This window comes from Flavobacterium praedii (assembly GCF_026810365.1).
GTDB lineage: Bacteria > Bacteroidota > Bacteroidia > Flavobacteriales > Flavobacteriaceae > Flavobacterium > Flavobacterium praedii.
Genome location: NZ_CP113948.1, coordinates 3101289 through 3125802 on the forward strand (window position 1 = coordinate 3101289; position 24514 = coordinate 3125802).

General features: G+C 33.6%; 22 protein-coding genes. 10 read left to right on the forward strand and 12 right to left on the reverse strand.

Annotation, left to right across the window (positions count from 1 at the left end; genetic code table 11):
• Positions 1-23 precede the first annotated feature (23 nt).
• From mgtE to serS, 5 genes are all read right to left on the reverse strand, one after another.
• Positions 24-1430 carry a magnesium transporter gene (mgtE, locus tag OYT91_RS13130; RefSeq protein WP_269224434.1) on the reverse strand — a complete coding sequence of 469 codons (1407 nt, stop codon included), beginning with the start codon at positions 1428-1430 and terminating at the stop codon, positions 24-26.
• Positions 1420-2199: a 16S rRNA (adenine(1518)-N(6)/adenine(1519)-N(6))-dimethyltransferase RsmA gene (gene rsmA, locus OYT91_RS13135; protein ID WP_281238325.1), complete on the reverse strand. Its 780-nt coding sequence runs from the start codon at positions 2197-2199 to the stop codon at positions 1420-1422. The genes mgtE and rsmA overlap by 11 nt, the downstream gene beginning before the upstream one ends.
• Positions 2200-2293: 94 nt before the next feature.
• Complete coding sequence (locus OYT91_RS13140) at positions 2294-2605, reverse strand: DUF4286 family protein (RefSeq protein ID WP_269224432.1); 312 nt, start codon at positions 2603-2605, stop codon at positions 2294-2296.
• 124 nt (positions 2606-2729) lie between these two features.
• Entirely contained in the window at positions 2730-4508 is a 1779-nt protein-coding gene (locus tag OYT91_RS13145; protein WP_281238326.1) for a tetratricopeptide repeat protein, read from the reverse strand.
• 152 nt (positions 4509-4660) lie between these two features.
• Positions 4661-5932, reverse strand: a complete 1272-nt coding sequence (serS, locus tag OYT91_RS13150) for a serine--tRNA ligase (protein ID WP_281238327.1) — start codon at positions 5930-5932, stop codon at positions 4661-4663.
• Between the two features lie 1184 nt (positions 5933-7116).
• Between serS and OYT91_RS13155 the strand changes: the two genes are divergently transcribed.
• Both OYT91_RS13155 and OYT91_RS13160 read left to right on the forward strand, forming a co-directional pair.
• Complete coding sequence (locus tag OYT91_RS13155; protein ID WP_269224429.1) at positions 7117-7632, forward strand: ferritin; 516 nt, start codon at positions 7117-7119, stop codon at positions 7630-7632.
• A gap of 139 nt (positions 7633-7771) precedes the next feature.
• On the forward strand, positions 7772-7942 hold the full coding sequence (locus OYT91_RS13160; protein ID WP_281238328.1) for a hypothetical protein: 171 nt from the start codon (positions 7772-7774) through the stop codon (positions 7940-7942).
• A gap of 157 nt (positions 7943-8099) precedes the next feature.
• On the opposite strand, the gene OYT91_RS13165 is transcribed toward OYT91_RS13160, so the two are convergent.
• On the reverse strand, positions 8100-10163 hold the full coding sequence (locus OYT91_RS13165) for a M13 family metallopeptidase (RefSeq protein ID WP_281238329.1): 2064 nt from the start codon (positions 10161-10163) through the stop codon (positions 8100-8102).
• A 219-nt stretch (positions 10164-10382) separates the two neighbouring features.
• On the opposite strand from OYT91_RS13165, the gene OYT91_RS13170 reads away from it, so the two are divergent.
• From OYT91_RS13170 to OYT91_RS13185, 4 genes are all read left to right on the forward strand, one after another.
• The gene (locus tag OYT91_RS13170; protein WP_281238330.1) at positions 10383-11060 is read left to right on the forward strand and encodes an SCO family protein; all 678 of its coding nucleotides are present in this window, start codon (positions 10383-10385) and stop codon (positions 11058-11060) included.
• Positions 11061-11131: 71 nt separating this feature from the next.
• Positions 11132-11374 carry a FeoA family protein gene (locus tag OYT91_RS13175; protein ID WP_269224428.1) on the forward strand — a complete coding sequence of 81 codons (243 nt, stop codon included), beginning with the start codon at positions 11132-11134 and terminating at the stop codon, positions 11372-11374.
• Positions 11371-13470, forward strand: coding sequence for a ferrous iron transport protein B (gene feoB, locus OYT91_RS13180; protein ID WP_281238331.1), 2100 nt, complete (start codon positions 11371-11373; stop codon positions 13468-13470). The genes OYT91_RS13175 and feoB overlap by 4 nt, the downstream gene beginning before the upstream one ends.
• 6 nt (positions 13471-13476) lie before the next feature.
• Positions 13477-13596 (forward strand): FeoB-associated Cys-rich membrane protein, encoded by a 120-nt coding sequence (locus tag OYT91_RS13185; RefSeq protein ID WP_281238332.1) that lies wholly within the window; start codon positions 13477-13479, stop codon positions 13594-13596.
• A gap of 196 nt (positions 13597-13792) precedes the next feature.
• On the opposite strand, the gene OYT91_RS13190 is transcribed toward OYT91_RS13185, so the two are convergent.
• The 6 genes from OYT91_RS13190 to OYT91_RS13215 form a co-directional block, all read right to left on the reverse strand.
• Positions 13793-14575, reverse strand: a complete 783-nt coding sequence (locus OYT91_RS13190; protein ID WP_281238333.1) for an enoyl-CoA hydratase/isomerase family protein — start codon at positions 14573-14575, stop codon at positions 13793-13795.
• 11 nt (positions 14576-14586) lie between these two features.
• Positions 14587-16002, reverse strand: coding sequence for a sensor histidine kinase (locus OYT91_RS13195; protein WP_269224426.1), 1416 nt, complete (start codon positions 16000-16002; stop codon positions 14587-14589).
• A 59-nt stretch (positions 16003-16061) separates the two neighbouring features.
• Positions 16062-16616, reverse strand: coding sequence for a CopD family protein (locus tag OYT91_RS13200; RefSeq protein WP_281238334.1), 555 nt, complete (start codon positions 16614-16616; stop codon positions 16062-16064).
• Complete coding sequence (locus tag OYT91_RS13205; RefSeq protein WP_281238335.1) at positions 16603-17958, reverse strand: MATE family efflux transporter; 1356 nt, start codon at positions 17956-17958, stop codon at positions 16603-16605. The genes OYT91_RS13200 and OYT91_RS13205 overlap by 14 nt, the downstream gene beginning before the upstream one ends.
• Positions 17959-18075: 117 nt before the next feature.
• Positions 18076-19092, reverse strand: coding sequence for a ferrochelatase (gene hemH / locus OYT91_RS13210; RefSeq protein ID WP_281238336.1), 1017 nt, complete (start codon positions 19090-19092; stop codon positions 18076-18078).
• Between the two features lie 125 nt (positions 19093-19217).
• The gene (locus OYT91_RS13215; RefSeq protein WP_281238337.1) at positions 19218-20090 is read right to left on the reverse strand and encodes an AraC family transcriptional regulator; all 873 of its coding nucleotides are present in this window, start codon (positions 20088-20090) and stop codon (positions 19218-19220) included.
• 227 nt (positions 20091-20317) lie between these two features.
• Between OYT91_RS13215 and hemA the strand changes: the two genes are divergently transcribed.
• From hemA to hemE, 4 genes are all read left to right on the forward strand, one after another.
• A complete protein-coding gene (gene hemA / locus OYT91_RS13220; RefSeq protein ID WP_281238338.1) occupies positions 20318-21601 on the forward strand; it encodes a glutamyl-tRNA reductase in 1284 nt (427 codons plus the stop codon).
• A 12-nt stretch (positions 21602-21613) separates the two neighbouring features.
• Positions 21614-22582: a hydroxymethylbilane synthase gene (gene hemC, locus OYT91_RS13225; RefSeq protein ID WP_281238339.1), complete on the forward strand. Its 969-nt coding sequence runs from the start codon at positions 21614-21616 to the stop codon at positions 22580-22582.
• A gap of 188 nt (positions 22583-22770) precedes the next feature.
• On the forward strand, positions 22771-23433 hold the full coding sequence (locus tag OYT91_RS13230) for a uroporphyrinogen-III synthase (protein WP_281238340.1): 663 nt from the start codon (positions 22771-22773) through the stop codon (positions 23431-23433).
• 44 nt (positions 23434-23477) lie between these two features.
• A complete protein-coding gene (gene hemE, locus OYT91_RS13235) occupies positions 23478-24503 on the forward strand; it encodes a uroporphyrinogen decarboxylase (RefSeq protein WP_269224421.1) in 1026 nt (341 codons plus the stop codon).
• Positions 24504-24514 lie beyond the last annotated feature (11 nt).

The window sequence follows — 24514 nt, forward strand, 5'->3', positions numbered from 1 at the left end:
TGGTTAACTTTTTTATCAAGTCTTTATAATAATTTACCGCTTAAGAAAAACATAGCTATTGAAAAATAGATGATCAATCCTGTTACATCTACCAAAGTAGCTACAAAAGGTGCGGATGAAGTAGCTGGATCTAATTTGAATTTCTTTAATACAAAAGGAATCATGGATCCAGAAAGGGTACCCCATAAAACGATAAAAACCAAAGAGACGGATACAGTCATAGCTACATAAAACCAATGTACCCCATAATCATGAAAGTCTAACGTTTGCCAAATCAAGATTCGTATAAAACCTACAATTCCCAAAATAGAGCCCAATAAAAATCCAGAAGCTATTTCTTTTTTCATCACATACCACCAGTCTCTCAAGGTTAGCTCTTTCAGAGCCATGGCACGAATAATTAATGTTGCAGCCTGTGAACCTGAATTACCTCCACTAGAAATAATAAGAGGAATAAACAAGGTTAAAACAATAGCTTTATTGATTTCTCCCTCAAAAAAACCCATCGCCGAAGCGGTAAACATTTCTCCCAGAAAAAGTACAACTAACCAAGTGGCTCTTTTTTTGACCATTTCGAAAAGACGCGTTTGAACGTAAGGCAAATCTAATGCCTCTAATCCCCCAAATTTCTGAATGTCTTCTGTATCTCTTTTTTCGATTTCATCCTTAATGACATCAATAACATCATCAATCGTGATACGTCCCACTAATCGTCCCAATTCATCCACAACTGGAATCGCTTCCAAGTCGTATTTTTCCATGATTCTAGCCACATCAACATCGGGAGTTTCAACATCTACAAAGTGCAGTTTTTTGATATAAACATCACTAATGGGAGTTCGTGTAGAAGTACTCAATAAATCCTTAAGGGACAGTCGTCCTTTCAAACGATCTTCATCATCTACTACATAAATAGAATGGACTCTAGAAATATTTTCAGCTTGAATACGCATCTCTTTAACGCAAGTGAGTACATTCCAATTTTCATTGACTTTAACCAACTCTTTGTGCATGATTCCCCCTGCCGTATCCTCATCATAACGAAGCAAATCGACAATTCCTTTGGCATGCTCAACATCCTGCAATTCCGATATTACTTCGGCTTTCTTTTCTTTCGAAAGTTCTCCGATAATATCAGCGGCATCATTGGTCTCTAATTCATCCAGCTCTTCGGCAATCTCTTTTGCCGAAAGGCGTTTTAAAATATTTTCCCTTAAATCATCTTCTAACTCCAGAAGAATTTCAGCTGTTTTTTCGCTATCTAAAACCTTGAAAATATAAGTCGCTTCATCAATGTCAATCTCGTCAAGGATTTCTGCAAAATCAGCGTGATGCATATCATTCAACAAAATTTCCAACTCTTGGTTGTTCTTCGCTTGGATGAGTTCAGCTATTTGTTTAATAAGCTCTTTACTGATTTTAAATTCCATCGGCTTCTATTTTTTGTGTCAGTGCAATAAATTCTTTGTAATCTAATTGTTCTGGACGAAGATTGAAAACTTCATCTTCCCTTAAACTGTCGGACAAATTTAGGGTTTTTAAGCTGTTCCTCAAAGTCTTTCTGCGTTGTTGAAAAGCTGTTTTCACTACCGTAAAAAACAATTTTTCTCCACAAGGCAAAGTAAAGTCTTCTTTCCTACGCAAACGCAGTACACCAGATTTTACTTTTGGAGGCGGATTGAACACATTTTCATCTACAGTAAATAAGTACTCTGCATTGTAAAAAGCTTGTACTAAAACAGAAAGAATCCCATACGCTTTTGTTCCTTTCTTTTCACAAATACGCTCGGCTACTTCTTTTTGAAACATCCCTGCAAATTCAGGAATTTGATTGCGGTATTCTAATGTTTTAAAGACAATTTGAGTTGAAATATTATAGGGAAAATTACCAATTATGGCAAATTGTTTCCCTTCAAAAACTTCGTTAATATCGTATTTCAAGAAATCTTTAGAAATGATTCTGTTCTTAAGTTTTGGATAGTTGGCATCCAAATAAGTCACTGACTCATCATCAATTTCGATCACATAGGTATTGATGGGTTTATCCAACATATATTTAGTCAAAACACCCATTCCAGGGCCTATCTCTAATACATCCTCATACCCTACTAAATTCAATGTGTCTGCAATATCTTTGGCAATACTTTCGTCTTTCAAAAAATGTTGTCCGAGGTGTTTTTTGGCTTTTACTTTTTCCATGATTTTTATTTTGCCACGAAGTCACTAAGGCGCTAAGTGTTATTAGGGTTATTTTCTCGCAAAGACGCTAAGGCGCAAAGCAAACATTTCGTCATTAATATTCGGAAATCACTTCCAATTCGGTTCTAAAAGCCAGCATTTTATCGCCAAACAGTTTTAAACCTTCTTCTCTTAATCTAGGAGCGTCTTCTTGGTAATATTTTTCTAATGTTTCCTTACTATCTGTAGTATATTGAACCGAATAAGTGACACCGCCCATTTCTTCTTCAATTAAAACACGAACAAAACGAGCCGAAGTAAATTTTCCGGATGCCAACATTTCCGGTATATGTTTGTGTTGCATCCAAATCATCCATTGGTCGTGTACGCTTTCTTGTATGTTTGTGGTAACGTTGTATATTATCATAATAGCCCCCTAACCCCGAAGGGAGAATCCTACTAGGGGTAAGTAGGGTTAAATGAATAAATTAATTTTTTCTATCAAATAGGTAAACGTTTGCAATAGTACCCACTTGGAGGCTAGGGAGCTTTCACAAATTTGTATCTCCTCTCAATTCCCTGAATTTCCTTCTGGCATCTACAAAATAAATACTATCTTGGTGATTGAAAATAATTTTCTCGAACAAAACCTTGGCTTTATCAGGTTGTTGCAATTGCTTATTGTAAATATCCGCCGAAAAATATAGCGCTTCATCTATATAAATTCCGTCGCTATGGTGATCAATTATGTCTTGATATTGCGCCAAAGCCAAATTAAAATCTCCAAGTTTTTCATACAAACGCCCTAAACGTAATAAAGTCACCGACTCGATTTCTTGACCTTTAAAACTTTTCAGAATCGACTGAAACTGTGCAATCGCTTCCTGATTTCTATTTTGATACAGAAGATAATCTCCTTTGGCAAATTGCTTCAATGCGGTTTGAGTCGAATCGGCCACCGTATTGTCATTAATTAGCAAAAAATATTCTAAAGCATCGTTAGCAATCAACTGTGTACTAGCTGATTTCAATTCTTTAAATTGTTTTAAAGCCCATTCAAAATCGGTTTTAAAATAACTCGTCTTAGCTGATTTCAGACTGGCTTCATGCGATAACACATTGTTTTGCAAATTCTCTTGTATTTGCGAATAATAGAGCAAGGCCTGATTGAATTTTTCTTCGGAAAGTAAAATATCTGCCAACTCCATTTTGCATAGTGCTTGATCGTATGGATTCAGTTGCATATCCATCGCTCGCTTAATAATAGCTTTTCCTTCTGTAGGATTTTTAATTATGAAGCTGACAAAATGTGCTTGCTTTAGTTGCAAAGATAAGGTAACTGGAGTTAAACCATATTGTTTTAGCAAAAGATCAAATTGGGCATTAATCGCCGTAAAATCTTTTTCCGTTGCATTTTCCATTTTTATTTTTAATAAAAAACTATGAGCTTGCACAATCAAATCTACATCGCTCGTGTTTTCTAACACATAATTCATCACATCGGAAGCAACTTCATAATCGCCTTTTTCAATCGCCATTTGTCCCAAACCAATTATGCTTGAAAGTGATTCAGGATTGCGTTTATAAATTGATTTTTCCTGTATAAAAGCTTTTCCAAACTCTTTTTGTTGCATAAAAAACCAACTCAAAAACTGATTCCAGAAAACATCTTGATTTTTTTGAACACGAACAATCAAATTTTTCCGCAAACTTTCATTGAACTTAGAATCTCCTTCATTTGACATGTAACGCGTCAATTGATTTTGAATCATAACTACAGATTGTTGGTTTTCAAAAGCTTCATCAAGAAAATTAGCAATCATCTCATCCGTTCTTCCTAATTGTCCAAATAATAAAGCGGTTTGATATTTAAAATCATACGATGGCACTAATTCACTAGCCACTAAATATGATTGCAAAGCATAGTCCAACAAAACTTTCTTTTCAAAAGTATTGGCAACTCCGTAGACTTCATTCGGGTTGATTCGGATTTTGTCAATTGCATTATCGTAATACTTTTTTGCCTTCGATACATTTTTTTGCAATTGAAAATTATATCCCAATTCAACCAAAAGTGTTGCTTGTTTGTACTTGTTCAATCGTTCTTGAATAGCTTTTTCTGCAGATTCAAATTGAAGCAATTGCTGCATACAGTCAATTTTTCTCTGAAAATAAAAAGGATTTGTTGGTAATCCGTCTGACAATTCCTGATAACTGACCAATGCTTTATCAAAATCCCCTTTGTCATAATAATATTGCGCCAATTGCTCGTTTTGGGAAAAAGCGATCAGAGAGAACAAAAGTGATATATGAAGGAAGATTTTATTCATAATGTAATCATTTGTAAAGTGATTATATTGAATCGGTCGATAATGAAACATTTGAAATAAAAAATTAAAACCATTAAGAAATTAAGTTTATTAAGCCTAATGCCTCAAAATTTCTTAATGGTTTAAAAATATTTTCTATTTATTAAATTGTACTAGTCAATAATATCAAACCCACAGTAAGAACGTAGTACTTCTGGAATCACGATTCCTTCTGGTGTTTGGTAATTTTCTAATATACCCGCTAGAACTCTTGGCAAAGCCAATGAACTTCCGTTGAGGGTATGTGCCAATTGATTTTTTCCGTCTTTGTCTTTGAAACGCAATTTCAAACGATTGGCTTGAAAAGTCTCAAAATTAGACACAGATGAAATTTCCAACCAGCGTTCTTGAGCTGTAGAATACACTTCAAAATCATACGTCAAAGCCGATGTGAAACCCATATCACCACCACAAAGGCGCAAAATACGGTAAGGTAATTTCAATTCTTGCAAAATACTTTTTACATGTTCCACCATTTCGTCCAATGCAGCATATGAATTATCAGGATGCTCCACGCGCACAATTTCTACTTTGTCAAACTGATGCAAACGGTTTAAACCACGTACATGCGCTCCGTAAGAACCAGCTTCACGACGGAAACAAGGGGTGTAACCAGTATATTTAACAGGCAATTCATTTTCAGACAAAATAACATCTCTAAAAATATTGGTTACTGGAACCTCAGCTGTTGGTATCAAATACAAATCGTCTGTTGCATCGTGATACATTTGCCCTTCTTTGTCCGGCAATTGCCCCGTTCCATATGCCGATGCTTCGTTTACCAAATGAGGCACTTGCATCTCTTTATAACCCGCTTCGGTATTTTTATCCAAGAAATAATTGATCAAAGCACGTTGCAAACGAGCTCCTTTCCCTTTATAAACTGGAAATCCTGCACCAGTAATTTTTACCCCTAATTCAAAATCAATGATGTCGTATTTCTTAACCAATTCCCAATGAGGCTGTGCCCCTTCATGCAAAACTGGAATTTCTCCTTCTTCGAAAACATTCAAATTATCTTCAGGTGTTTTTCCAACGGGAACAATATCAGCAGGAAGATTGGGTAATGTATATAATTTCTCTGTTAATTCATTGGCTAAAACCAAAGCACTTTCTGCCAATACTTTGCTTTTTCCTTTAAGTAAAACTGTTTTTTCTTTCAGAATTGCTGCTTTTGATTTCTCTCCAGCTTTCATCAAATCACCAATATCTTTGGATAATTTATTAGATTCGGATAATACGTTATCCAGCTCAACTTGAGTCGCGCGACGTTTTTCATCCAATTGTACCACTTCGTCAACCACTTGTTTGGCATCCATATTTCTTTTGGCCAAAGCGTTGATTACTTTCTCTTGATTTTCTCTAATAAATGTAATTTGTAACATAGTTTGTTTTTTATAACTAAATAATGGTAGCAAATTTAAGGAAATGTTTGATAACAACGAGACAAAGTTTTTTATGTGGTTGCATTTTAGTTTCTATCGCACAATATTGTCAAAAACAGTACTCCCAATTTCATTACCTTAAGCTTTATTTTTTTCTCGCGAAGGTGCAAAGGCGCAAAGTTTTGAACCTATATCTTTGCGTCTTCATGTCTTTGCGAGAGTTAAATTTAGAAACAGCGTAGTAAAAAATCATTAACTCAATGACATTGTTTTCACGCACATACAATGTCATTAAATTTAGCTTTATTTTTTTCTCGCGAAGGCGCAAAGGCGCAAAGTTTTGAACCTATATCTTTGCGTCTTCACGTCTTTGCGAGAGTTAAATTTAGAAACAGCGTAGTAAAAAATCATTAACTCAATGACATTGTTTTCACGCACATACAATGTCATTAAATTTAGCTTTATTTTTTTCTCGCGAAGGCGCAAAGGCGCAAAGTTTTGAACCTATATCTTTGCGTCTTCACGTCTTTGCGAGAGTTTAATTTAGAAACAGCCTAGAAAAAAATCATTTACTCAATGACATTTTTTCACGCACATACAATGTCATTAAATTTAGCTTTATTTTTTTCTCGCGAAGGCGCAAAGGCGCAAAGTTTTGAACCTATATCTTTGCGTCTTCACGTCTTTGCGAGAGTTTAATTTAGAAACAGCCTAGAAAAAAATCATTTACTCAATGACATTTTTTCACGCACATACAATGTCATTAAATTTAGCTTTATTTTTTTCTCGCGAAGGCGCAAAGACGCAAAGTTTTGAACCTACATCTTTACGTCTTCACGTCTTTGCGAGAGTTAAATTTAGAAACAACGTAGTAAAAAATCATTAACTCAATGACATTGTTTTCACGCACATACAATGTCATTAAATTTAGCTTTATTTTTTTCTCGCGAAGGCGCAAAGGCGCAAAGTTTTGAACCTATATCTTTGCGTCTTCACGTCTTTGCGAGAGTTTAATTTAGAAACAGCCTAGAAAAAAATCATTTACTCAATGACATTGGCATTACTCCTTTTCCCCATTTTAGTGTCGTATTAAAGATTCTAAATTGAAACAAATTGTTTCATTTTTGGCTTAAAAAGAGTAGCAGTAAACTATTTTTTTTTAATTTTACTAAAAACTAAAAAATATGTTATCAAAAAATATTGAATCTGCACTAAACAAACAAATCCGAATAGAAGCTGAATCATCTCAAACCTATTTATCAATGGCTTGCTGGGCTGAAGTAAATGGACTGGAAGGAATTTCTCAGTTTATGTATGCACAATCTGATGAAGAGCGTATGCACATGCTAAAATTAATAAAATATGTAAATGAACGCGGAGGTCATGCTCAAGTAACCGACTTAAAAGCACCAAAAACAACATATGAAACCTTCAAAGGAATGTTTGAAGAATTATATAAGCATGAAATCTTTGTTTCCGAATCAATTAATGAATTGGTTCACATAACCTTTCAGGAAAAAGATTATGCCACTCATAATTTCTTGCAATGGTATGTTGCCGAACAAATTGAAGAAGAAGCAACAGCAAAATCAATTTTGGACAAAATCAACCTGATTGGAGACGACAAAGGTGGATTGTATCTTTTTGATCGAGACATATTACAGGTAGCCATAACTAATGCTGCTGCTCCTGCAAAATAATTAAGAGAAATCGCCATAAACATAGTCCTCAAATCATTGCAATAAAGATTTGAGGATTTTTTTTGTTTAAAAAAGTTAAATTTTATTTAGAACAGATAAAAATAACTTATATTTGTCAAAGTTTTTAATTCTTTACACATTGAGCAAGAAAGAAAAAGAGAAGAGCAAAAAAAAGGATAAAAAGGAAATCCTTAAAAAAATAAAAGTGGCTGAAAACTGCAAGTCAAAATGTTGCGATAAATATAAAAAAGGCGAAAAGAAAAGATGTGATCGTTGCCCAATGTTTGATTTAATAAAAAAAACAGCTTAATTTATTGTTTGCAATTATTGCGGATTTCAACTAAATTATTTCAAAATCTAAAAATAACAACCTTTATAAAATTTTATTTTCATACTAATTTTAATTCATAAAAAAACCATTTGTTCAAATTCAACAAATGGTTTTTTTATGAATCAAAAGAAAAATATTACCAGATTTTGACTCTTTTCTCTGGAGCAATATACATACCGTCGCCTGGTTTTATATCAAATGCTTTATAAAAAGCATCAATGTTTTGCATGGGTACATAGCCACGATACATTCCAGGTGTGTGTGGATCCGTTTTTACTTGACTTTTTATAGCTTCATCACGTGATTTAGTTCTCCAAACAGTTGCCCATGAAATAAAGAAACGCTGTTCAGGGGTATAACCATCAATCAATCCAGGATTAGGGTTTGAATTTAAAAATAATTGCAAACCATCATAAGCAGCATTTATACCTCCTAAATCCCCAATATTTTCACCAAGCGTAAATTTGCCATCAACATGAATTCCAGGTAAAGGTTCCAATGCGCTATATTGATCTGCTAGAGCCGTTCCTAAAGCTGTGAATTGCTTTAAATCTTCATCAGTCCACCAGTTAATTAAATTACCATCCGCATTATAACGTGCCCCGGCATCATCAAAACCATGGGAGATTTCATGACCAATAACAGCTCCAATACCACCATAATTAACAGCTTCATCAGCTTGATAATTATAAAAAGGTGGTTGTAAAATAGCAGCCGGAAAAACAATCTCGTTATACGACGGATTGTAATAGGCATTTACAGTTTGAGGAGACATTCCCCACTCCGTTTTATCCACTGGTTTAGATAGTTTATCTAAATCCTCTTGAAAAGTCCAACGACTTAAATTTCTCATGTTTTCAAAATAACTACCCCCTTCGTCTGGACTTTTAATGACTAGTGCCGAATAATCTTTCCATTTATTAGGATACCCGATTTTAGGATTTATTTTTTTTAGCTTTTCAATAGCTTTAATTTTAGTTTCAGGAGACATCCATGTTAAGTTTTCGATACGCCCCTGATAAGCCAAAATCACATTGTGAATCATCTTTTCGGCTTTAATTTTAGCTTCAGCAGGAAACATTTTTTCAACATATAATTTACCCAATGCTTCACCAATAGATCGGTTTACATTTTGCAAAGCTCTATCTTCTCTAGGTCTTTGTTTTAAAGCGCCTGTTAATGTTTTACCATAAAAATCAAAATTTGCTTGTTCAATCGCAGTGGTTAATTCACTTGCAGCAGCATTAAGTAGTGTCCATTTCATATACTCTTTCCAATCTTCCACTTTATTTTCAGTGAAAACAGTTTGCAAAGCTTTCATGTAACGTGGTTGTAATACGATGATGGTATCCAATTTCTTGAATCCCAATTCTGAGAAATACGAATTCCATTGAATAGCGGGAGTCATTTTTTGCAAATCGGCAATCGTCATTGGATTGTATTGTAAACGACTGTCTCTGCGTTCTACTCTATCCAATCTTGGATTTGACAATGCACTTTCCAGTGCTACAATTTTAGAAGCACTTGTTTTGGCTTGATCTGCATTCTCACCAATACATTGCAACATTCTTGCTACATGAAGTTCATACTTCTCTCTTTTTTCCTTAGAATCTTTTTCTTGTGATGAATAATAATCTTTATCAGACAATCCAAGTCTTGCAACCCCTAAGTTAACGGAATTTTTAGTACTGTTTTTTTCATCGGCTCCAATTTGCAAACCAAAAAATCCAACAGAAATAACCGGTTCCATTTCAACTAAAAGCTTTTGTACATCTTGAATGTTTTTTACTTTGTCAATTTTAGCTAAATACGGTTTCAAAGGAGAAATTCCTTGTTTGTCTCTAGATACGGTATCGATAATGGATTTGAAAAAATTAACCGCTTTTCCTTGATCGGTATTCGATTTATATATTGGATTATTAGCTGCATCTTTCAAAATAGTCAGTGCATCTTTATCCGTTTTTTTTATTAATTCATTAAAACTTCCCCACGAAGTTCGATCAGCAGGAATCTCGGTTTTGTCAAGCCAAGTTCCATTTACAAAATGAAAAAAATTATCACTTGGTTTTGTGTTTTTATCCATATAGGATACATTTATACCTGGTTCTGGAGTTTTAACAGTAGTTTGGGCCTTACTTTCGGAAATCCAAATCAATGCAGGAATGACAAAAAGCAGCCTTTTAGTTAATACATTTTTCATTATAAATATTAGTTTAGAAGTTATTACAAACATATCAATAATTTCACAATAATGTTATAGTATTAAATATTTCATATGTAGATACTATTTGTTTTTTTTTGAATATGGTATCTCTAGATCTTCATTGGTGTTTGCTATAACTTATATCATGGCGATTTCATATTGTTAAATAATCTAAAAACGAAAGTCCTTTTTGTATTTTTGCTGCAAATTATATTTATGCGTACTATTTTTAAAAAATACAGACTCTATATTGGCATTGTTACTATTTTTTCAATTATCACACTTTACTTGTTTTATTCGGCTTTAAAACCAAGTAAAACATTACCAATATTCAACCCTTCAGATGTGAATCCAGAATTGGTTGACAGTACAGTACAATACGTAAGCAAATACCATACGATTGCCGATTTCTCTTTTGTGAATCAAAACGGAAAAACAATTACTCAAAAAGAGTATGAAGGAAAAGTATATGTAGCTGATTTTTTCTTCACTACATGTGGATCAATTTGTCCAAAGATGACAACAAATTTAATCGATGTGCAAAAAGCAATAAAAAACAATCCAAACGTAATGTTGCTTTCCCATACTGTTTTTCCAGAAACTGATAGTGTACCTGCCTTAAAGGCTTATGCCAAAAAATACGGTGTCATTGATGAAAAGTGGAATCTGGTAACTGGCGATAAAAAGAAAATTTACACTATGGCCAGAAAATCTTATTTGGCAGTAAAATTAGGAAAACCATCTGAATTGTACGACATGGTACATACCGAAAATTTTGTACTGGTAGACCAAAAGAGACGCGTTCGAGGTTTTTATGATGGCACCAAGAAAGAAGACATACAACGTTTAATTGAAGATATTAATTGGCTTTGCACCAATGAAAAAAAAGACTAAAACTGATAATTATCAGCTATAATTATAATAAAAAATGTATTTTTGCAATCTTAATTCAATCTAAATAAGCTTTGCGAACAACGATACATTCTCTCAAAAAAGGCCAAAAAGCCATTATACTGGATTTTGATATTGATGTTATTCCATTGAAATTACTCGAAATGGGTTGTTTGCCTGGCAATGAAGTCGAATTACTTCAAATTGCTCCTTTTGGAGATCCATTGTATTTGGATATTAATGGTTCCCATCTAGCCATCCGTATTGAAACAGCCAAACTTATTAATGTGGAACTCATTAATAACAAAAAAATATGAGTTTAAAGAACATTAACGTTGCTTTAATTGGAAATCCAAACGTAGGTAAAACTTCGGTTTTTAATCAACTTACGGGATTAAATCAACAAGTGGGTAATTATCCTGGAATTACAGTAGAAAAAAAAATAGGTTTTTGCAAACTACCCAATAATATCAAAGCCAATATTCTTGATTTACCGGGAACATACAGTTTAAACGCCAGTTCTATTGACGAAAGTGTCGTAATCGAATTATTACTCAACAAAAATGACCGCCTCTATCCAGATGTAGCTTTAGTAGTCACAGATGTAGAAAATCTAAAACGGAATCTACTCCTATATACACAAATAAAAGACCTTGAAATTCCTACCATTCTAGTCATCAATATGGCAGATCGAATGAAATCCAAAGGAATTACACTTGATATACCGTATCTTGAAGAACGCTTAAAAACAAAAATTGCGCTGATCAGTTCCAGAAAAGGATATGGAATAGAAGAATTAAAAAATTTAATAGTAACCTACAAAACCATATCGAGCGAACCTTGTTTGAATGCATCAGTAATTGACGCTCCTTATTTTGAAAGCTTACGACAAGCATTTCCCAATCAATTGTTGTACAAATTGTGGTTAGTCATCACTCAAGATGTAAACTTTTTGAATTTAGAACGAAATGAAATCCGCAGTTCTTTTACAAAAACACATTCTGATTTGAAGCGATTGCAACAAAAAGAAACCATTAAACGGTATCAATTTATTAATGATGTTTTAAAAGTTGGTTTAAAAATTGATTCCAGCTTGGCCAAAGATTTCCGATCCAAAATAGACCGAATACTCACTCACAAAGTTTGGGGTTATGTTATATTCTTCCTGATTTTATTTGTAATATTTCAATCCATATTCGAATGGTCAAAAATACCCATGGATTTTATTGATAGTACATTTGCAAATTTAAGCACTTTAGCAAGTGAACATTTACCAGCCGGAATGCTAACCAATTTAATCTCGCAGGGAATTATTCCAGGAGTTGGAGGGATATTAATTTTTATCCCACAAATTGCTTTTTTATTTTTATTTATTTCCATTCTAGAAGAAAGTGGATATATGAGTCGTGTTGTTTTCTTGATGGACAAAATTATGCGCCGTTTTGGACTTTCGGGCAAAAGTGTTGTTCCTTTAATATCTGGAACAGCATGTGCAATTCCAGCAATAATGGCTACTCGAAATATAGAAAACTGGAAAGAACGTTTAATCACCATATTAGTAACACCATTTACTACCTGTTCGGCACGATTACCCGTATATGCCATTATTATAGGTTTAGTTATCCCTGATACTTATGTTTTAGGAATATTGAATGTACAAGGTTTAACATTGATGCTTTTGTATGTTATAGGTTTTGGAACCGCAATTTTGGCGGCTTATATTTTGAATAGTATTTTAAAAGTAAAAGGCAAAACTTTTTTTGTGGTCGAAATGCCCAATTATAAATTACCCTTATTTAAAAATGTGGCAATCAATGTAATCGAAAAAACGAAAGCCTTTGTTTTTGGCGCAGGAAAAATCATTTTGGCAATATCCGTAGTTTTATGGTTTTTGGCTTCTTACGGGCCAGGAAAACAGTTTAAAAACGCAGAAAAAATAATAATGGAAAGCCACAAAGAAAATCCATTAACACCATCCGAGTTTAACAATGCTGTTGCTTCACAAAAACTAGAAAACTCCTATATTGGTTTAATGGGAAGAGGTATAGAACCAATAATTTCTCCATTGGGCTACGATTGGAAAATTGGGATTGCCATCATCAGTTCTTTTACAGCTCGAGAAGTTTTTGTAGGGACTTTGGCAACAATATATAGCGTGGGTGGATCTGATAATGAAGACACTATTAAAAACAAAATGGCGGCTGAAGTAAATACAGTGACCGGAAAGAAAATATTTAATTTTGCTTCTGGCATATCACTACTGTTATTCTATGCGTTTGCCATGCAGTGTGCCAGTACACTAGCCATTACCAAAAAAGAAACTAACTCTTGGAAATGGCCCGCTGGACAACTAATAATTATGAGTGGTTTAGCCTATTTCATAGCACTGATTGCTTTTCAAATATTAAAATAAAAGATTATGTTTCAGGAAATAATAGCTTTTTTAATACTCAGCATTGCAATAGCTTTTTTAATTCGAAAATTCTTCTTCAAAAAAAAATCGAAAAAAAATTGCGGCGGAAATGATTGTGGCTGTTAATTTATTATAAAACCAAAAGTCTTAAAAATTTTCTTTTTGTTAAATAAAAAATCATAGTTTTCAAAAAAAGAAAAGTAGTAATATCAAATAAATAAAACGAATAAAAATTTATTACCTCAAAGATTTAATATTAGAAAAAGGCTATACAAAATTAATTTGAATAGCCTTTTTACTTAATATTTTTTTGAATTAAAACCTATTTCCCGGTAAAAACTGCTTTTCTTTTCTCTAAAAAAGCTTTGGTACCTTCGTTGAAATCCTCTGTTCCAAAACATTTTCCAAAATTTTTAATTTCAATTTCATACCCATTTTTACCATCTATAAAATTAGCATTAATCGCTTTAATGGCTCTTCCAATGGCATAAGGAGAGTTTTTCATGATTTTTTGGGCAATTCCAGCACAAAATTCTAATAATTCGAATTGTGGAACGACGTGATTAACCAAGCCGTATTGTTTAGCTTCGTCAGCAGAAATCATGCCAGCAGTCATAATCATTTCCATAGCACGCCCTTTACCAATTAATTGTGGCAAACGTTGTGTTCCTCCATAACCCGGAATCACACCCAAAGAAACTTCGGGCAATCCCATTTTTGCGTTATCAGAAGCTACTCTAAAATGACAAGCCATGGCTAACTCTAATCCGCCCCCCAGTGCAAAACCATTTATAGCAGCAATGACAGGAGTTTTTAGATTTTCAATAAAATCAAATAGCATATCCTGCCCTTGAAAAGCCAGTTGAGTTCCTTCCTCAATTGTAAAATGGGCAAACTCAGAAATATCGGCACCGGCAACAAAAGCTTTTTCTCCACTTCCAGTAAGAATAATCACTTGGACTTCTTTATTTTTACCCAATACTTTAATAGCTTTATTCAAGTCTTTGATTGTAGCAATATTCAAGGCATTTAGTTTCGTTGGTCTATTGATTACCACCGTAGCAATATTATTTTCTATTGAAATTAAAAGGTTCTCGTAATTCATTATATTTTTAGTTATGAGTTAATTATTGGTAACGTTACAGTAAAAATAGTTCCTTTTCCAAATTTGGTTTCAAAGGTAATTGTTCCGTTGTAGTTTTCTATTATGTTTTTGATGATTCCAAGTCCTAAACCCATGCCACTGTTTTTTGTGGTAAATTTTGGTTCAAATATATTGTCAGTATGTTCAGGATTTATTCCTGTTCCATTATCTTTTATCGAAATTATGACTTGATCAAATGAACGTTTTATAGAAACGAGTATCATTTTTGTTTCTTGATTTTCAGGAATAGCCTGTGTGGCATTTTTGACTAAATTTGTGATAATCCGTATGAGTTGAGTACGATCTATTTTACAGATAATTTCTTTGTCATCACATTCAAAAACAATGTAATCTTCATGAAAAATATCCAATGTAAGTTCAACTATTTCAACTACATTCAATACCTCATTTTTTTGCAAAGGCATAGAAGCAAAATCAGAAAATGCAGAAGCAACGGCACTCATGGTGTCAATTTGTTGAATTAAAGATTCCGAAAAATCATTTAGTTTTTGTTTAATATTTGGATCTTCAGGATTGAATTTGCGCTGGAAACTTTGAATTGTAAGACGCATAGGCGTCAATGGGTTTTTAATTTCGTGAGCCACTTGTTTAGCCATTTCCCGCCAAGCTAAATCCCTTTCGTTTTGAGCCAGTACAATTGCGTTTCTTTCGAGTTCCTCAATCATTCTGTTGTATGCCAGCAATAGCATATTTATTTCTTTTATTTTTCCAGAAAAAGGAATTGTTTCGTTTTTTTGATTTAAACTGGTTTCTTTTAGTTTTTCAGCAAAAGCATAAATAGGTTTAGTAATAAAGGAAGAAAGAATATAAGCTAAACCAAAAGCAATTACGATCATAAAAAAATATACTTGAGCTAAATGAATTAAAAAATTATTTAACTCTCTTTCGTAATACCCATTATCTGGAATATCAGGTAATTTTAGAATACCAATGGGTTTAAACTTTTTGTTTTTTATTAAACTATATGCTGATCGGTATTTGATACCATTGATTGTTTTGATTTCAACAAATCTTTTGTCAATTGAAGCATTTACCAATCGAATTATGAATTTTGAAATTACGGGAGTTTGCTTTTGAACAGAAAAGGATTCCTTAGATGATTTTAACAGATTACCATCCAAAGAATAAATTTGAATTTCAACGTTCTGAATGTCTGATATTTCATAAATTTTATCTTTGAAAATAATTTTTATATTCTCATTCGTCAAAGGAAAAGTAGTATTTGAAAGCATATAATTGATATGCTTTTTTACATAATTTTCTTTGTTTTCTATGAGTCCTAAATTGTATTTTTTGGTAGTATTTTTGTGTTGTACAATCGAAATGGTAATTAATATTATAGAAGTAGTAATGATTAAAAAAATCATTGACAGAAAGATTCTGACCCGTAATGATATTAAAGGAATCTTGAAATTTTCAAACATAATTACGATTTATTTCGCTCTCTTATATTTTTATAAAATTTAAAACCTAACATTATAGAAATCGAAAACACAAAGATTCCTATTACTCCGTAAATCCAGTTTACAGCATTTTTTAAAATCACTAAAAAAACAACTGCAAATAAAATTATAGTAGCTACTTCGTTCCACAATCTCATAAAATTGGTACTATATTTCACTACATCGTCCTGCAACTGTCTAAAAATTTGTTGGCATTTTAAATGATACAAATATAATATAAAGACAAAAAGAAGTTTAACATGCATCCAAGGCATTTGCAACCAAGCAGCTCCAATATCCGTAAAAAACAACATCCAAAAAGCAAAAATACTCGCCAAAATTGCTGAGGGCCATGTAATAATGTACCACAAACGATAAGACATTATTTTGTATTGTTTTTGCAAAATTTCTTTTTCTGGTGAAGCTTTATCAGCAGCTTCTATTTGATAAACAAATAGTCGAACAATATAAAATAAACCAGCAAACCAAGTAATAACAAATATAAGGTGTAACGATTTTAGATAATTATAATACTCCATTAGTTGCAAATTTGGGTTTAATATTCATTTCTTTTTTTAGGTAATAAGCGGTTATAATAGTAGACAATACATCCGAAATAGGAAAAGCAATCCACACTCCAAAAATACCTAAAAAATGTGGTAAAATAAGCACTAAAGGTATTAAGAAAAAGCCTTGTTTGGTCAGTGTCAATAGCAATGCTTTCTTCGCTTTTCCCGCTGCTTGAAAATAAGCGGCTCCAATAAGTTGTATGGCAATAATGGGTGATGCCGCAAAAACCCATCGCAAAGCATTTGGTGTTTCTCTAATCACTCGGAGATCGGTTGTAAAAATACTAACTATTGGTTCGGCAAAAAATAAAATCAAAACAAAAATAATAGTAGCTAAAATAGCAGCATATTGAATGGAAATAATCACACTTTCTCGAACTCTTTCCACATTTTTGGCACCATAATTATAACCTGCTATAGGTAAAAACCCTTGTGTTATACCCAAAATTGGAAACAAAGCAAACATCAACATTCGACTTATAATACCATAGACAACTATAGAATGTTCTCCTCCATAACTGTACAAAGTGTGATTTAATATAATAGCCAATATACTAACTACTCCCTGCCTAGAGAAGGTTACAAAACTCAATTCGGTGATTTCTTTTAAAATTGTAATCTGAAATTTAAAATGTCTTGCCTTTAACTGTAATTCGCTTTTGGATATAAAAAACCAAAGCACGAATAGAAAACACATAAAATAAGAAATAGAAGTAGCCATCGCCGCACCAAATACGCCCAGATTCATCCATTTAATAAAAACAATATCAAGTGCTATATTGGCAAAAGCAGGAACAATCATGGCAACCATAGCAAATTTGGCTTTACCTTCGGCTCTTATAATATTGTTTCCCATCATACAAAGTGCCAAAAATGGAACACAAATGATGATTGGGATAAAGAATTCTCTGGCGGGTTTCATAATTCCCCCTTTCGCTCCAAAAAGCAACAGCATTTGATCACTAAAAAAAAGACCAATTAGTGCAAAAACAGTCGACAATAAAAATGTCAACACAATCTGATTTCCAAAAACGTGTTTGGCTTTCTCTCGATTATTAGAACCCAAAGCTCGAGAAAGCACGGAACCTCCCCCTACTCCAATTGCCATTCCCAAAGATGAAATCAAAAAAGTTATTGGCAAAACAACCGTTAGTGCTGCAATAGCAAGAGATCCAATCCATTGTCCGACAAAAATCGTGTCAATAAGAATATTAACAGACATAAAAAGGATACCGATAGAAGAAGGAACCGCTTGTTTAATCAAGAGTTTTTTTATGTCTTGCGTACCTAATTCTTCGGAGGTTATGGCCATTTGAATTTGTGATTACGATTTTATTATTTTGAACTGAAAGCGAATAGTATTGATCCAACAAAATAATTTTTCATTCCTTTTTTCAGAAAACTATAGAAATCTGTTATCAAAAATCAACTAGTTTTTCGCCCATTCATTAATCCAATTGCTTACAGTTACACACCATTCGTCGCTATCATTCAAACAAGGAATAGCCAAGAAATTTTCACCACCGTTTTCCTTGAATTGATGATTGGCTTCCATGGCAATTTCTTCAAGAGTTTCCAAACAATCCGAAACAAATGCTGGCGTAACAACTGCTAGATTCTTAATTCCTTTCTCAGGCATTTTATTGACTTCAACATCAGTGTAAGGCGTTAACCACTTATCTCCAGCCAATCGAGATTGAAAAGTTTGACTGTATTTATCTTCCGAAATGCCTAAAAGCTTAACCACCTGTTTTGTGGTTTCATAACATTGATGGCGGTAACAAAATTCATGTGCAGGCGAAGGTGTATTACAACAAGAGCCGTCAATTTTACAATGTGATTTGGTTACATCCGTTTTACGAACATGACGCTCCGGTATGCCATGATATGAAAACAACAAGTGATCGTATTCAAAAGTTTCCAAGCTCTTTTGGATAGAATCAGCAAGGTTTTTAATATAATCGGGTTTATTATAAAAAGCAGGAACAATGGTAAATTTCATTTCTGGGAAATGTTTTTTACGTAATTCTTCAGCCAAAACCAATATAGTAGTAGTAGACGCCATGGCGTGTTGTGGGTATAAAGGAAAAAGCAAAACTTCGGTAACTCCCTTATCGTGTAATTCCTGAAGACCAGATAATATCGAAGGTTTTCCATAACGCATTGCCAAACTTACTGGCACATCAACTTGAGGTTTTACCTTTTCATGCATTCTTTTGGAAATTACTACTAAAGGCGAGCCTTCATCTGTCCAAACTTTTGCATAAGCTGCCGCTGATTTTTTTGGTCTTGTTTGTAAAATAATTCCTCGAACTAATAAAGCTCTTAACAAATATGGAACATCTATCACATATTTGTCCATTAAAAACTCATCTAAATAAGGTTTTACATCTTTTGGAGTTGGACTTTCTGGTGAACCTAAGTTGACTAATAATACGCCTTTCATATTTCGATTTTATTTTTTGATATTTCAAAAGTAACTAAACTTACTATTGAATAAATTGAAGTTAACTATTATTTAATTATTGTTTGATATAGAAAGCTGATGCTTTTGGCTGTTTACCAAAACAGTTAAAGTTTTGAATTAATAGACATCAAATATTTTTTGGGTGTTGTTGCAAATTTCTTTTTGAATGCTGCAATAAAATGACTCCCCGTACTATATCCAATTTTCAATCCTACTTCATTGACATTATAGGAGCCGCTATCCAATAATTTACGAGCATAATCCATTTTATAATCAAACAGAAAACCATAAACGGTATCACCATAAATTTGTTTGAAACCCAATTTGAGCTTTTTCAAAGTCAAGCCAATTTCATCTGCTAATTCTTGTAAACCCGGAGGTTCGACCATATTAGTAATAATAATTTCCTTGGCTTTTTTAATTTTAAAAACATTATCTTCATCTATTAAAAAAGGACATTGTTCTGCATTTGGATCTTCGGAACGGTTAAAATACAAACTCAATAATTCATATCCTTTCCCTTTATAATACAAGTTTTTAATAGAAGGATGCAAACTATAATGAAACAATTGACTCAATACAATTGCCATAGAAGGGCTAATATCATCTTCTTTATAATATTTTTTATCCTTATTGTCATCACTCAAAAAAGTGATGTAATTGGCTTCTGAAGAAAATAAAGTGTGGAATTTTTTTATAGAAATAATTACCGAGATCACCCAAGAATTTGGAGCCAATTCTAAATTAAGCGGTAATTCTGTTTGAGGATTATACAAAAGCAAAGACTTTTCTTCTTTCAATTCTAATGCATAATTACCTTGATTGAATAAAAATTTTACAGTACCTTTTAATCCAAAATGAAACTGTATCAAACCACTACTTAGTTCCCGTTGTGCAAAAAAAGCAGTCTCGCTATCATTTTGAAAACGGATTAGGGTAAAATCATCTTCAATTGTTATAGTATCTACTGAACCCATAGCGATGTTTTTTTAAATTAAATATGATAATTATCAACTGTGTTTATTTGGAATCATTCTAATTAATACGGATTTAAACCCTCAAAAACAGTGCAAAAGTAATAGTTTTTATTAAAAAATAACGAATTAAATCTAAAAAAACATTCAGCGACACAAAAAGAACTTTTAGCGTTACTTTTATAAAAAGGATAGTTATAGTTTTGTTAAACTTAAGTTATAGTGTATATATGAAAAATTCCAACGTACTTAAAAACGTATATTTTTATTCCATTGGGCTTAGCTACAAAAAAGCCGATGCCGAAATAAGGGGTAAATTTAGTTTAGACACTGTAGCTAAAACACGTTTGCTCGAACAAGCCAAAAATGAAGGAATACAAAGTCTATTTGTTACTTCAACCTGCAATAGAACAGAGATTTATGGTTATGCCGAACACCCTTTTCAATTGATAAAACTGCTTTGCGAGAACAGTAATGGTACCGTAGAAGATTTTCAAAAAGTAGCCTATGTTTTCAAAAATCAAGAGGCGATATCACATTTATTTCGTGTAGGAACAGGTCTAGATAGTCAAATCTTAGGCGATTTCGAGATCATTAGTCAAATACGAAATGGGTTTGCCGAAGCAAAAGCTATGGGATTGGCTAATGCTTTTATGGAACGATTGGTGAATGCAGTAATACAATCCAGCAAGAAAATCAAAAACGAAACCGAAATCAGTTCCGGTGCTACTTCTGTATCTTTTGCATCGGTTCAATACATAATGAAAAACGTTCCTGACATTGGAAACAAAAATATATTGCTTTTTGGAACAGGAAAAATAGGACGAAATACCTGTGAAAATTTAGTAAAGCATACCAAAAATGAGCACATCACTTTAATCAATAGAACCAAAGACAAAGCAGAGAAATTAGCTGGAAAATTGAATCTAATTGTTAAAGATTACTCCAAATTACATTTAGAATTGCAAAAAGCCGATGTAGTAGTGGTGGCTACAGGCGCACAAAATCCGACAATTGACAAAGCCATTTTGAATTTGAAAAAACCATTGTTAATTTTGGATTTGTCGATTCCAAAAAATGTAAATGAAAATGTAAAAGACCTAGAAGGCGTTACTTTAATACATATGGATCATCTATCGCAAATGACAGATGAAACTTTGGAAAACAGAAAAACACATATTCCTGCTGCTGAAGCCATTATAGAAGAAATTAAAGAAGAATTTATAGCTTGGACTAAATTAAGAAAATTTGCTCCAACCATAAATGCCTTAAAAGAAAAATTAAACGATATTAAAAAATCAGAATTGGTTTTTCAAAGTAAAAAGTTATCCAACTTCAACGAAGAACAAGCTGAAATAATCAGTTCTAGAATAATCCAAAAAATCACCACCCATTTTGCCAACCATCTCAAGAATGAAGATACTATGGTAGATGAAAGCATTGATTGGATCGAAAAAGTATTTCAAATTAGCCCCCTAACTCCCGAAGGGGGAACTACTACTAAAGTAGTATAACAGTTTAATTTAATGAATAAGAAATCAAATTCCACTTCAACAGCTTCCCCTTCGGAAACCAGGGGCGCTATACGCATAGGAACCCGCGATAGCGAACTCGCTTTATGGCAAGCCCACACAGTCGAAAAAAAACTAAACGATTTAGGCTATAAAACCGAAATTATTGCCGTTAAATCTCAGGGTGACATTATTCTGGATAAACCCTTGTATGAATTGGGAATTACAGGGATTTTTACCAAAACCCTTGACATTGCCATGATTAATGGTCAAGTAGATATTGCGGTGCATTCTATGAAAGATGTTCCAACAGCATTGCCTATTGGTATTGTTCAGGCAGCGGTTCTGGAAAGAGCCAATACTTTGGATATTTTGGTACATAAAGGAAATCTTGATTTTCTCAACAATTCAGCAACTATCGCTACTGGAAGTTTGCGTCGTCAAGCCCAATGGTGGAATAAATATCCCAATCACACCATAGTTGATTTGCGTGGAAACGTAAACACTCGTATGCAAAAACTACAAGAAAACGATTGGAACGGAGCTGTATTTGCTGCTGCAGGCCTAGAACGCATCAATTTAAAACCAGAAAATTACATCAACCTTGATTGGATGATTCCTGCACCTGCACAAGGAGCGATGGTAATTGTAGCTATGGCAAACGACGAATTCTGCCGAGATGCTGTTGCACAATTAAATGATATAGAAACCGAAGTGTGTACGCACATCGAAAGGCAATTTTTAAAAACACTCGAAGGCGGTTGTACAGCACCAATTGGAGCTCTGGCAAAATACGATGAAGACCAAGATACAATCCATTTTGAAGGCGTTTTATTTTCACTCGACGGAATACAAAGAATCGAAGTGAACAAGATTGTGCCTATCGAAGAATGGAAAAAACTAGGATATAACTCTGCTAAAGAAATCCTCGAAAAAGGAGGAGACCAACTGATGGCAAGCATAAAAGAGAGTTTGAAAAAATAAGGAGCGAAAGATGGTGCCTTTTTGGAAAGTTGGGTTCCCGCTCTCATTCCAAACGAAGTTCACTGAACTCCTATGAAAATAAAAGTATAGTGAAGTAAATACTCGCAAAAAAAGCTCGGGATTTTCCCTTCTATCGGGGCTAACAGAGAAACAATTAGCTTTTTTCAGAATGAATCAAAAAATAAAAAATGAATAAAACAGTTTTATTATCCACTAAAACCCTGACGGATATTCAGCGACTGCAACTTTTAAGTGCTGGTTTTGAAGTATTCGAGGAGGATTTCATTTCGACTAAAAAGCAAAAATTCGAACTCAATGCCATCAACGACAATTTGATTTTTACCAGTCAAAATGCAGCACAAAGTGTTTTGGAAAACGCAAATGTTGACGATTTGAAAACCAAGAACGTTTTTTGCGTTGGACTAAAAACGAAAATTTTATTATCCGAAGCCGGATTTAATGTAGTGGCCTACACGGGTTATGCTGCTGACTTAGCCGAAATTATTGCTTTAATTTATAGCCAAGAAAGCTACACATTCTTTAGTGGAAATCTGCGTAAAGAAACACTTCCAAAAGCACTAAAAGAAGCAGGAATAAAATTCAATGAGATTCAGGTATACGAAACGCTATTGACACCGATAAAGATAAAGGAAAAAATTGATGCCATATTGTTTTACAGTCCATCTGGCGTTGAAAGTTACCTAAAGGACAATAGTATAAAGAAAGAAATTTGCTTTTGCATAGGCGAAACCACTGCTCAAGCATTAGATAAAATAACAAAAAACATCATCGTCGCAGATCAACCCAGTATTGAAGACGTGATTGAAGACGTGATTGAAGAATATAAGTAATCCCCCTAACCCCCGAAGGGGGAATTAAAAAAAACGAATAAAAAATGATAAAGAACGATTTATTTTTAAAAGCTTTAAAAGGAGAAACAGTACAACGTCCACCTGTTTGGATGATGCGTCAAGCTGGAAGATATTTGCCGGAATTCATCGCGTTGCGTGACAAATATGATTTCTTCACCCGTTGTCAAACCCCAGAATTGGCTGCCGAAATTACGGTGCAACCTATACGTAGAATTGCTCCCGATGCTGCTATTTTATTCTCGGATATATTGGTAGTGCCACAAGCCATGGGAATTGAGGTTTTGATGAAAGAAAGTTTTGGACCGTTTTTGCCAAATCCGATTCGTACTATTCAAGATGTGGAGAAAGTGATTGTTCCTAATATTCAGGAAACTTTGGGCTATGTGATGGACGCCATCAAATTAACCAAAGAAATGTTGAATGACGAAGTACCGTTAATTGGTTTTGCTGGTTCACCTTGGACAATCTTTTGTTATGCAGTTGAAGGAAAAGGTTCTAAAAGTTTTGATACCGCCAAAGGATTTTGTTTTACACATCCAGAAGCGGCTCATGTTTTATTGCAAAAAATCACGGATACCACCATTTTATACCTAAAAGAAAAAGTAAAAGCGGGAGTAGATGCCGTTCAGATTTTTGATTCTTGGGGAGGAATGCTTTCTCCTGTTGATTATCAGGAGTTCTCCTGGAAATACATTAATCAAATCGTTGAAGCCTTGGCCGATGACGCACCAGTAATTGTTTTCGGAAAAGGATGTTGGTTTGCCCTTGGTGAAATGGGTAAAAGTAGAGCTTCAGCATTAGGAGTAGATTGGACGTGTTCCCCACGAAATGCAAGATACCTTTCGGGAGGAGACATCACTTTACAAGGAAATTTTGACCCAAGTCGTTTGCTTTCTCCAATTCCAGTTATCAAGAAAATGGTCCATGAAATGATTGACGAGTTCGGAAAAGACAAATACATCGTTAATTTAGGGCACGGAATTTTACCAAATATTCCAGTAGACCACGCCAAAGCATTTATTGATGCGGTGAAGGAATACGGAAATTAGTTAGAAGTTTT